Origin of the sequence: Salibacterium qingdaonense, assembly GCF_900114715.1 — a bacterium.
In the GTDB taxonomy this organism is placed as follows: Bacteria; Bacillota; Bacilli; order Bacillales; family Marinococcaceae; genus Salibacterium; species Salibacterium qingdaonense.
Window position 1 is genome coordinate 1 of sequence record NZ_FOTY01000051.1, and the last position, 9,776, is coordinate 9,776.

Below are 9,776 nucleotides of genomic sequence, written 5' to 3' on the forward strand. Positions count from 1 at the left end.
ATCCATGGTAAGGATGAGGTCACCGGTTCGAATCCGGTAGGAAGCTCCATGAGTAAAGCTGATACAGAGCAGGTTCCAACGATTTTGGTTCCTGCTCTTTTTGTATGGATGAGGTCAGTTGCAAACAAATTGCAAACATTCATTTTAGGATCGATCCGATTTTATCTGCAGCTTCTTCTTGAATTCCAGGGGTGATATGCGAATAAACATCAAGCGTGGTTCGAACAGAAGCATGCCCTAAACGTTCGCTAACGATTTTGGAATGGACACCTTCACTCAACATCATAGAAGCATGTGTGTGGCGCAGATCATACATGCGTATTTCTTTCACTTTTTCTTGTTGCACAAGAGGCTGTATGATTCTATACCAAGTTCGTAACACATTCCGATGGCCGACCGGTTTCCCGAGCTTAGTTGCTATCACTAGATTATTATCTTCGTATGATTTGCCGGCTCTCATTTTGTGTTCTTTTTGTTTTGTTCGATGGGCTTTTAAGTGGGATACGGTATCATCGTCTAATGTAATGTAGCGCTTCCCTATAGAGGTTTTAGGAGACTTAAAGTGCATTTGCCGAGTGAGAGAGCGTGTTACATGCAGCGTCTTCTTCTCAGGATGAATGTCAGACCACTTCAATCCCAGTATTTCACCTGGACGCATACCAGTAGAAAGCGCTAAGTGAAAGAAAATATAAAGCTCCTCATTTTTTGCTCTCTCAAGAAACAACTTCGCTTCTTCTCTCGTCCAAAAACTCATCTCCTTCTCCCCTTTCTTTGGATTGTCCAGCTTATCCACGATATTAACTGCAATCATGTCGGTCTTGTAAGCGTATTTGAGGGCTGCCTTCAATACACTGTAAGCTTTGTGGATACTTGTCTTTGATAAGTTCTTCTTCTCCAGCTCTCCCATCATTCTTTGAACATGCATGGCTCTAAGTTTGGATAGAGGTATCTGCCCAATGGAAGGAATAATATGATTTTGAACCTGCCGGCAGTATGAATCATACGTGTTCGAAGAAAGGTCAGATTGTCGTATTTTCAGCCATTCATTTAAAAATTCAGACACTGTTGCTTTGGTAGGTTCTATGAATGACCCTTCCTGTAGTTTGGCGACGATTCCGGGCAGGTCTTTTTCTGCGTCTGTTTTATTGGAATACCCGGAGAACCATTTCTGCTTCCGCTTCCCTCTATCATCATAGCCGACATCAACGACAATGGCGTATTTATTTCCGCGCTTACGTATATGCCCTCTCATCGTTATCCCTCCTTAACATTGCTATTCTCCAAGAGCCCTTGCTAACACATCAAGGCAACGTTGGTAATTCAATTTCTGCGAACTCCTCCAGGTCGTCGCACAACAGGATAAAGTAATCGACTTCATATAGGTTATCCGGATCCAGCTTGTGCTGCTTCAATCTTCCTTGAATCAAATCAGTGTTGATCCCAAAGCTATTATCCTCAAACGGATCCTGTACCAGCTCACTCAAACTGACAGATAGAGCACTAAAGTCATCGTGAAAGTCTTCCGGGTAAAACCGTTCAATCGGCTGGTCGGTAGAATAATAGAGCGTATTGCTTTCTCCCTCGGCTACACCAGCTTCAACAATCACCCATTTCGCCTGCAACTCACCGTCGATATCTTCAAAATATACGTTCATGATCGATTACCTCCTGACCGGTTTGACTCTTTAGCTGGTTCATCACACGCCATGTTTCGATCGACCATCTATCCGGGTTATAAGACCGCGATTTTAATGTCTTCTTACTTTCGTGATTCTCAGTAGGCATGTAATTATACCGGCTGTTCCGTTTCAGCTGTTCCACCCGGCTTTCTACAATATGAACAGGCATTCTGAACAGTTCAGCAATTACACTTATGTCTTTGGTAAGGTGCGGCTCCATAATGTATCGGGGCATGGACGCGTAAAGAGCAAACTGATAAGCCTTATTCTCGAGGTATTCGCGGAACATGATAGGCATGGTGCGTTGATCGCCAACATGTTTCAGAACATGCCCTAACTCGTGAAAGAAATCTAATCGCTGCTTAGGAAGAGGTTGGTTATGCTGAAGCATGATCAGACCGTACATTTCGTCAGTAAAACTCTTGGAACCCTGACTGCTGTACATTACATCGACGTTAAATTGGCAGCCAAGGTTCTCGATACTCAAATCATCGAGAGAAGTAATCCCTCGCTCTTCATATTCGTGTTGGATCCACTGTTCCAGCTCTGTTTGAATCATAGACTCACCCCTTGCAGAAGTTAAAGAACAATTGTTCTAGGAATATATGTTCTATTTTATGGTAAAAAGAAATGCCCGTAAAGGCAAAATGGGCAATTCAAACTATAATGTGCGTGCTATAATGAAATTACCGTGCGCGGAAGCTCTAGTTTCTTCTCCGATTCCGTTAGACAATCCGAGTACAGTGTCGTTAAGTTTGTTCATGTTATTATCAACTCCGAAATCAAACAGACTAGAGAATGATCTATTAACGTCAGGAATTCCAAGCGTCATTTCCGCGCCAATCATTTTGTTACCGCACGGGCTTTTTATCCCGTGCTTCTTTGTGTTTCCACAAAGGCCAGCATATCTTTTCATCCCAGTAGGATGCCGGACGCTCGTGGGCAGATTATTGGTTCCCCTTCCTCACTGCCTATGCGTTGCACCTTCTGGAGTACGAAACAAGTTCCCCCAGCTTGGCTCATGGTTGCCCTATCCCAGACGTAGGCTTCCCTTGAATTCATCCGGTTGTCACCTGCAGATTGCTCCACAGGGCGGCAATTATTCTTTATCTTTCTCCCGCTGCTCCAACCACTGCTGCTTTCTCTTCCTGTATATACGAAGTTCTTCTTCCAGGTGTTCCTGCTCGTCCTCGGAAATTTCCCCGCCGTAGAAAAAGATACTGGGTTGTTCTGGCGTAGGATCGTCGGTGCGGCCGAGGAGGTAATCCGCTGAAACCTCATATAGATCAGCGAACTTACTAATTAAATCCGGATCTGGATTAGAATGTCCGTTTTCATACCTCGACAACTGATAGTTAGTTATATCAAATTTTTTAGCAGCTTCTTTTTGATTAAGATTAGCTGCCTCTCTTGATTTTCGTAGCCGTTTAGGCCATACATTTTCCATTATGAGTGCCTCCACTACTTATTCCTCCCTCTATAATACCAAGTTTGCACATAAAGCAAAAACTAATTGCGAAAATCGCTATTTTATTGTTGACTTTGCAAAAATCGCGATATATAATGAACTTAATCAATTGCAATTAATGCAACAGAAAGGAGCGGAAACATGGAAACAGTGAAGCTTGATAAAATCAAGCACCTCAGAAAAGAAAGAAAGTTATCTCAAAGCGATATGGCTGGTATATTAGGCTTCAATACACTATATCCTTATCACCGAAAAGAAAGCGGTGAGCAAGCTTTCACTGCTGATGAATTGCATAAGATAGCAAAACATTTCGGTTACAATTTGGAATATTTTTTTGAAGATTCTGTTGCAAAAAACGCAACAAAATCCACATCAGCTTAAAGGAGAGAGACCATGCTTAATTTATCAGGAACGGAATGGAGCATCTTGGCTCTTTTCGCCGTCGTTTTTCTCGTCGCTGTGACGACAGTGCATTTCAATATTTAAAGGAGGTGAGCACATGAACAAAAATCAAAAAGTGACCAGTAATGGCTGCACCAATTGTGGGAGAGCATGGGACGGTTATCTAAGATTTTGTGGAGTCTGCGGGAATCGGCTAATCCCCACAGACCAACTTGAATTTTACTTTCCAGGTCGTAAATTCGTGAAAGTCGACTGATCACCAGCCTTGAGAACGTTTGTCCCACCACTTTTGAGACTGAGACAGATCTAGAACGTTTTGAATTCTGGTGATGTCTGTTAAAGAGTTGTCAATTTTCCCATTGGTGTTGTCTAAATTAATTTCTTTAAGGGACTCGCTGAATAGATCAACACTAGCTTGCCCATCAATTAATCGAAAAGATAAATCACCAGCTCTTTTATAGACGCCGTTTTCATCAGGAATGAGCATTTCAACCATTTTGTTTGAGACATTCACAGCTAGCAAAAAACCGTTAGGTAAGTCGATTATATAGGTTCCTATTTTACCGTGGTTTTCAGGGAATCGATACCATTTCCCTGATACAGCCTCAACAAGAACACTGCCATCTTCAAAATCAGCCATAAAAACACCTCCTTTCTAGCACTAGTTTACTAGAAAAGGAAGAAAATCACACTAACTCAGGAATTCACGGCCAGCTGAGCTCAAGCCAACAACTCGATCGTGCTTCATCTGCAGCAGACCTGACTCTGCGATTCGGTCGATATGTACATCAATGGTTGCCGAGTCTTCGTCAGGCAAGTAGATCTGAGTCACTTCGGTTAGATCGAAACTAAGCAGTCCGTCAGCAACAGCGTCAACGAGAAGTAGAAGTTCACGGGTCAATTCACGATTCATCAAATCATCCTTTCAAGGGAGGTAAGAAAATGAGCAACTTAATCACTTTTCAATTCGGTGGGCAGCAGGTACGAACAGAAACGATTGACGGAGACCCGTATTTTCTATTGAAAGATGTTTGCGAAATCTTAGAACTTGGTCAAGTCGCCGGCGTAAAAAGACGTTTGGATAAGGACGTGATTTCAAATCACCCCCTTGAAACGTCCGGCGGAATGCAGGATGCAACCTTTATCAATGAGAGCGGCTTATACGATGTGATTATGGATAGCCGCAAGCCGGAAGCTAAACAGTTCCGAAAATGGGTGACAGATGAAGTCATTCCGTCCATCAGAAAACACGGCGCGTATATGACGCCGGAAAAAATCGAAGAGACGCTGATGAATCCAGATACCATCATTCAGCTGGCGACCAATTTGAAAGACGAACAGCAGAAACGGCAGGCAGCCGAACAGCAACTTCAACTGGATAAGCCCTATTCAACCTTCGGGAAGGCAGTCTCTAATTCAAACGCAGCTATTAACGTTGGAGCTTTCGCCAAAATGATTTATGAGAACCACGGTTTGCGAATCGGTCGTAATAAATTGTTCGCTTGGCTGAGAGAGCAGGGATATCTGATCAAACACGGCCGCGAACGGAATAATCCGAAACAAAAGTACATTGAGCAGGGGCTCTTTGATACCAGCGTTACCTTAATCAGTCGCACGGAAGGCGATGTGGAAAGCGTGACTACATTGGTGACCGGAAAAGGCCAAGTCAACCTAATGAAAAAGCTGCTTAGCGAATACACGGAGGTGACAGAATGACCATCGAGGACACCATCAAGCAAGCCGTTGAAGAAGCAATTCAACCGTTGGCGCAGCGCATCGATAGATTAGAGAAAGGTGATAGCAACCTTCCCGTGCTTCTAACGAAACAAGAATTGAAGGAAGTGCTCGGAATCGGAAATACGAAAGCGAGCGAACTGTTGAACCGACCCGACTTTCCAGTCATTCGGGAGTTCGGAAACCCCAAAGTTCCGCGTGATCAGTTACTGAAATGGATTGACGAACACACCGAATGGGTCGAAGAAAATGAAATTGAATTCGATCCTTGGGACAACGTGTCATAAGGACAAACTACATTAACAGTCACAACCAAAACAGTAGAACTATGGTAAAGGAGGAGCAATCAAATGAAAACAGGTGAAGTTGTAGCTCAGGCAAGGAAAGAGAGGGATTTATCACAGCAGGAACTTTCAGAATTACTCAATGTATCCCGCGAATCTGTGAGCCAATATGAGACGGGCCGCGGAACCATTCCGGAGGACTTGAGAACTGCAACAGTCAAAGCACTGGATGATCCTCAAGTAACCATCGCCATGTGGGCGGAGTCGACCGGAGGTGTGTCGGTACCATATCTGGACGGGCCGATGATCGATCACCACCCGGCTGCACTTATGGATCTAGCGAAAAAGGAGCTGCACGAGGCTGAGGCTAGTTTAGAAGATGTTCCGACAACAAAACCTCTATCCATGTTTACGGACGAAGATGTGAAGATGGTCAGAAAGTCGAACAAGGAACTGCTCGATGCCGCGGCCGTCATTCTTACGCAAGTCGCAGACAACTGTAAGCTGCTCAGAAAGTCGTTTTCCAGAGAAATTAAGGAATGGATCACAACCTTAATCGCTCGTAAATACATCACGCGGAGGAATGTTTAATGCTCATAACCGATATTCAAACGTTCATGGATAAACTGGACGAGCTGCCAAGGCGACTTCAGAAGCGAGTGGAAGACGAATGGAAGCCAGTAGATGGATTTAATGGGGCAGATATTCAGCAAAGTGGGGATTACACATCGGTAACGCTAGTCACTCTGGATTGGGTAATCGATATCTCGGCATTGAAAGACGATGGCTTTGTGTCATCGAAATCATTCAGGAAGGTCGATATCATTCATCATTACGATCTAATTATGAAAATCAGGGAGGAATTGAAAAATGAGAACACATAACAAAATCAGTCACGAACTTTTGGACTATGTAGCAGACGCGGACGCTCACACAAAGCTTTCAGACGTAGCGTATTCCACGGACTTAAGAGAAATCGTTAAAGTCGGCCACATGATCGATCGTCACAAAGAAAAAGCACCAGCAGCGGGAACTGCTAGCGCTTAAGATAGGGATTCATTACTGATTTAATCATACCACTTAGGTTGATAAGCAGGCAAGCCGGTTTCCGGTTTGCCGCCGGGCCCATGACGATGGATATCCCTTCTGTACACTATCCATTCCCCTCTGCCCAGTCATGGGCTCGGCGGTGCACCGGCGCCAGAAAGGACGGTGAAGCAATTGTACTTGAACTTTTACAACGATCCGAAAGCAGTAGGAGGTTGGCTGGCATCGATCATCAACCCCAATGGTGACTGCATCGGCTTTGTTAAAGAATCGGGCGAAATGATCTTCGACTGGTAAAGGAACGATATAAGGTTTCGCGGGGTCGTTTTGTAGAGCCTTTCCGGCCCCGATTTTCGAAAGGAGAGTGAAGACAATGCAGGTAGAAAATCCAATGGTTCTGCCGAGTGGCTATCTGGACCGAGACGATCCGGAAATATTGGGCGAATGTGAAGGCTGCGGCCGTGAAATTGCAGACTATGAGGAAGCATTGGAGTTTGAACAGGACGTGCTATTGCATGACGACGTGGAATGCCTGGCTGATTACATCCGGCAGCATGCTATGAAAGTGGGGTGGAGGAATTGATCACAAAAAGTGATATTACATTCTACATCATTCAGCACATTAATGTTCTTGGAATGGAGAAAGGCGTCGAACAGGTAGCGAATCGACTGGCTTTTAACAAAGATTCTGTCCGAGATATTTATCGAAATAGAAAAGCCGACCAGATGGCGGTCTGATCGGCACATTAAGAAAAGTCATTTGACTCTATTGTATGTGAACGAAGCTAATTACACAAGTAGGAGGAGCAGTAAATGAATAAAAAACGATTTGATCAGGTGAGCGATGGTGCTCTCAACGATCTGAAAGAGTTGATGCGCGATGCTGATGTTATTGGGGCGTCTTTGGATGCAACGGCAGAACCAAGGCCGAAGCTACAACTGCAGGTATATGATGTATCTTCTTTCATGGAAATAGCAGGCGATCAATGGGGAGTGGAAAATCGTGAAGAGTTCCAATTTCCCTACGAACTGTTCTTTTTGAGCGGAGATATCAAAGTCATTTGCCTACTCTCCAAAAACCAATATCAAGCATTACCAAAGAAAGAGGAGGTCCAAGCATGAGCGAACTAGCTGCACAATATGACAACCAACCACAAATGCAAAACGGAGGTACGATGGCACAAGCCTCATCCTCCCGTGAAATGGAAGAAGTCAAAGGGCAGATATTTATGGCGAAACAGTTTCCCCGCAACGTGTTCCAGTCGGAGCAACGGATTCTTGATAACTGCAAACGTACAGGATTGGCTAAGGATGCCGTCTACCAATATCCGAGGGGCGGAACGAAAGTAGAAGGTCCTTCCATCCGACTGGCCGAGGTTCTGGCACAGAATTGGGGCAATCTTTCCTTCGGCGTCAAAGAACTGGAACAGCGAGAAGGGGAGTCTGTGGCTTTGGCTTATGCCTGGGACTTAGAAACGAACGTCCGGCAGGAGAAAACATTTACCGTTAAGCATTCCTTGAAGGCAAACGGCAACATCAAAAAGTTAACAGATCCAAGGGACATTTACGAGAAGGTTGCCAATGACGGATCCAGAAGAGTCAGAGCCTGCATTCTCGGTATCATTCCCGGCGATGTTGTAGAAAAAGCTGTGGAGCAATGCTCCGAGACGCTTAGAAACGGCAACTCCAAGCCACTCAAAGAACGTATCAGTGAAATGCTCAAGGCTTTTCAAAAATACAAAGTGACGCAGGCAGAAATTGAGGCTCAGCTCGGCTACAACACAGACGCTTTCACTGAATACGACATCGTGGAGTTAGGGAAAATCTATAACTCTCTCAAAGACGGGATGTCCAAGAAAGAAGACTGGTTTAAAAAAGAAGCTGCGCAGAAGCAGGAAACAGGTTTAGATCAGGCTTATCAACAAGCGGATGACCAAAAGGACAAGACAGAAGAAAAAGCTGACACAAAGGACGGGGAAGCTCCTGAAACGGAACACAAGCAGACAAGCTCCAATAAGAGCAAAGAGAAAGAAAAAGAGGCGGTGACAGCGGATGGCGATGACGGAACAAGCGCTGAATTTACAGCAGACGAACTACCATTCGACTGACGCCGATCAACAATATATGTCCGTCTCTCAGTTCAAAAATTGGTTGGACTGCGAGGCAAGAACGCTGGCAGAGATCAAAGGGGACTACGTTCCCCCGATCTCTACGCCACTCATTGTCGGTACTTATGTCCATGCAGCCTTTGAAAATCAGGAAACCTTCCGCAGCATTGAAGAGCAGTATTCAGACATGATTTTTAAGAAAAACGGAAGTAAGTATGCGGACTTCGAAACAGCTGACCGGATGATCGATACCATCAAGCAGGATGATTTTGCGATGTTTGCCATGGATGGGGAAAAAGAGAAGATATACACCGCCGATTTATTCGGTGTACCGTGGAAGATTAAAGTTGACTCAATCAACCATGACCGAAAAAGTTTCACCGATTTAAAAACCACACAGGACTTATACAAGCGGTACTGGAGCAAGAAGTATGAAGGCTTTACCTCGTTTGTTGAAGCGTGGGATTACGTGCTGCAGATGGCGATTTATCGAGAGGTTATCGCCAAGAATACAGGAGAGGCATACACGCCTTACATTGTGGCTGCTACGAAAGAGAGCCCATCAAACAAAGCAGTGCTACATTTTGAGCCTTCACGCTTTGATTTTGAACTGGAATACACCGAGGCGCAATTAGAACACATCATGAACGTGAAGAACGAAGAGGTACCACCTCGACGATGTGAACAGTGCTCCTATTGCCGCAGCACGAAAAAGCTTACGAACACAATGGAAATTGGGGATTTGATCTACTGATGCAATACAGAATACCGATCCCCGGCTCCTATGTGGGTCTGACAAAAGATTGTGAGGACCGGGGTCGGCTCTTTAAACAGTATGTGCAGGGTTACATTAATAAAACCTACCCGGAAATGAAGCTACTAAAAATCGAAGGCATGACAGCGATATGCGAAAAGAAAAACAGCCTTGCTGACTGAGGGAGGGGGTAGGCATTGCAAGGATGTAATTGTCAACTGAAATTTCAGCCATATGTTCATCCAATTTTCAGCCAAAGATGAATCGCTTCACCTTTACATACAATAGGAAAAACAATAG

General features: G+C 44.6%; 17 protein-coding genes. 11 read left to right on the plus strand and 6 right to left on the minus strand.

The genetic code is table 11. The features are described from left to right. Positions 1–139 precede the first annotated feature (139 nt). The 4 genes from BM058_RS17485 to BM058_RS17500 form a co-directional block, all read right to left on the minus strand. Entirely contained in the window at positions 140–1,252 is a 1,113-nt protein-coding gene (locus BM058_RS17485; RefSeq protein ID WP_090928964.1) for a tyrosine-type recombinase/integrase, read from the minus strand. A gap of 49 nt (positions 1,253–1,301) precedes the next feature. Further along, positions 1,302–1,655, minus strand: a complete 354-nt coding sequence (locus BM058_RS17490; RefSeq protein ID WP_090928967.1) for a hypothetical protein — start codon at positions 1,653–1,655, stop codon at positions 1,302–1,304. Continuing rightward, positions 1,639–2,238, minus strand: coding sequence for an ImmA/IrrE family metallo-endopeptidase (locus BM058_RS17495; protein WP_090928970.1), 600 nt, complete (start codon positions 2,236–2,238; stop codon positions 1,639–1,641). The genes BM058_RS17490 and BM058_RS17495 overlap by 17 nt, the downstream gene beginning before the upstream one ends. 540 nt (positions 2,239–2,778) lie before the next feature. Continuing rightward, a complete protein-coding gene (locus BM058_RS17500; protein WP_245737085.1) occupies positions 2,779–3,126 on the minus strand; it encodes a helix-turn-helix domain-containing protein in 348 nt (115 codons plus the stop codon). A 162-nt stretch (positions 3,127–3,288) separates the two neighbouring features. Between BM058_RS17500 and BM058_RS17505 the strand changes: the two genes are divergently transcribed. Beyond that, positions 3,289–3,528: a helix-turn-helix domain-containing protein gene (locus BM058_RS17505; RefSeq protein ID WP_090928975.1), complete on the plus strand. Its 240-nt coding sequence runs from the start codon at positions 3,289–3,291 to the stop codon at positions 3,526–3,528. Between the two features lie 277 nt (positions 3,529–3,805). Here BM058_RS17505 and BM058_RS17510 read toward each other — a convergent pair whose 3' ends face one another. Together BM058_RS17510 and BM058_RS17515 are read right to left on the minus strand one after the other, a co-directional pair. After that, entirely contained in the window at positions 3,806–4,189 is a 384-nt protein-coding gene (locus tag BM058_RS17510; RefSeq protein ID WP_090928978.1) for a hypothetical protein, read from the minus strand. A gap of 51 nt (positions 4,190–4,240) precedes the next feature. Continuing rightward, positions 4,241–4,462 (minus strand): hypothetical protein, encoded by a 222-nt coding sequence (locus BM058_RS17515; protein ID WP_090928981.1) that lies wholly within the window; start codon positions 4,460–4,462, stop codon positions 4,241–4,243. A 29-nt stretch (positions 4,463–4,491) separates the two neighbouring features. On the opposite strand from BM058_RS17515, the gene BM058_RS17520 reads away from it, so the two are divergent. The 10 genes from BM058_RS17520 (at position 4,492) to BM058_RS17555 (ending at position 9,476) form a co-directional block, all read left to right on the plus strand. Continuing rightward, positions 4,492–5,265 (plus strand): phage antirepressor KilAC domain-containing protein, encoded by a 774-nt coding sequence (locus tag BM058_RS17520; protein ID WP_090928984.1) that lies wholly within the window; start codon positions 4,492–4,494, stop codon positions 5,263–5,265. Beyond that, the gene (locus BM058_RS17525; RefSeq protein ID WP_090928985.1) at positions 5,262–5,570 is read left to right on the plus strand and encodes a hypothetical protein; all 309 of its coding nucleotides are present in this window, start codon (positions 5,262–5,264) and stop codon (positions 5,568–5,570) included. Before BM058_RS17520 ends, BM058_RS17525 begins: the two co-directional genes overlap by 4 nt. Before the next feature lie 63 nt (positions 5,571–5,633). Further along, entirely contained in the window at positions 5,634–6,158 is a 525-nt protein-coding gene (locus BM058_RS17530; RefSeq protein ID WP_090928988.1) for a helix-turn-helix domain-containing protein, read from the plus strand. Beyond that, on the plus strand, positions 6,158–6,451 hold the full coding sequence (locus tag BM058_RS17535) for a hypothetical protein (RefSeq protein ID WP_090928991.1): 294 nt from the start codon (positions 6,158–6,160) through the stop codon (positions 6,449–6,451). The genes BM058_RS17530 and BM058_RS17535 overlap by 1 nt, the downstream gene beginning before the upstream one ends. Further along, entirely contained in the window at positions 6,438–6,614 is a 177-nt protein-coding gene (locus BM058_RS18475; RefSeq protein ID WP_177195624.1) for a hypothetical protein, read from the plus strand. The genes BM058_RS17535 and BM058_RS18475 overlap by 14 nt, the downstream gene beginning before the upstream one ends. Before the next feature lie 373 nt (positions 6,615–6,987). Next, positions 6,988–7,197: a hypothetical protein gene (locus BM058_RS17540; protein WP_090928995.1), complete on the plus strand. Its 210-nt coding sequence runs from the start codon at positions 6,988–6,990 to the stop codon at positions 7,195–7,197. Continuing rightward, positions 7,194–7,352 carry a hypothetical protein gene (locus BM058_RS18480; RefSeq protein WP_177195625.1) on the plus strand — a complete coding sequence of 53 codons (159 nt, stop codon included), beginning with the start codon at positions 7,194–7,196 and terminating at the stop codon, positions 7,350–7,352. The genes BM058_RS17540 and BM058_RS18480 overlap by 4 nt, the downstream gene beginning before the upstream one ends. A 75-nt stretch (positions 7,353–7,427) precedes the next feature. Next, entirely contained in the window at positions 7,428–7,736 is a 309-nt protein-coding gene (locus BM058_RS17545; RefSeq protein ID WP_090928998.1) for a hypothetical protein, read from the plus strand. Beyond that, positions 7,733–8,722 carry a hypothetical protein gene (locus BM058_RS17550; protein WP_245737087.1) on the plus strand — a complete coding sequence of 330 codons (990 nt, stop codon included), beginning with the start codon at positions 7,733–7,735 and terminating at the stop codon, positions 8,720–8,722. The genes BM058_RS17545 and BM058_RS17550 overlap by 4 nt, the downstream gene beginning before the upstream one ends. Then, a complete protein-coding gene (locus BM058_RS17555; protein ID WP_245737088.1) occupies positions 8,667–9,476 on the plus strand; it encodes a PD-(D/E)XK nuclease-like domain-containing protein in 810 nt (269 codons plus the stop codon). Before BM058_RS17550 ends, BM058_RS17555 begins: the two co-directional genes overlap by 56 nt. Positions 9,477–9,776 lie beyond the last annotated feature (300 nt).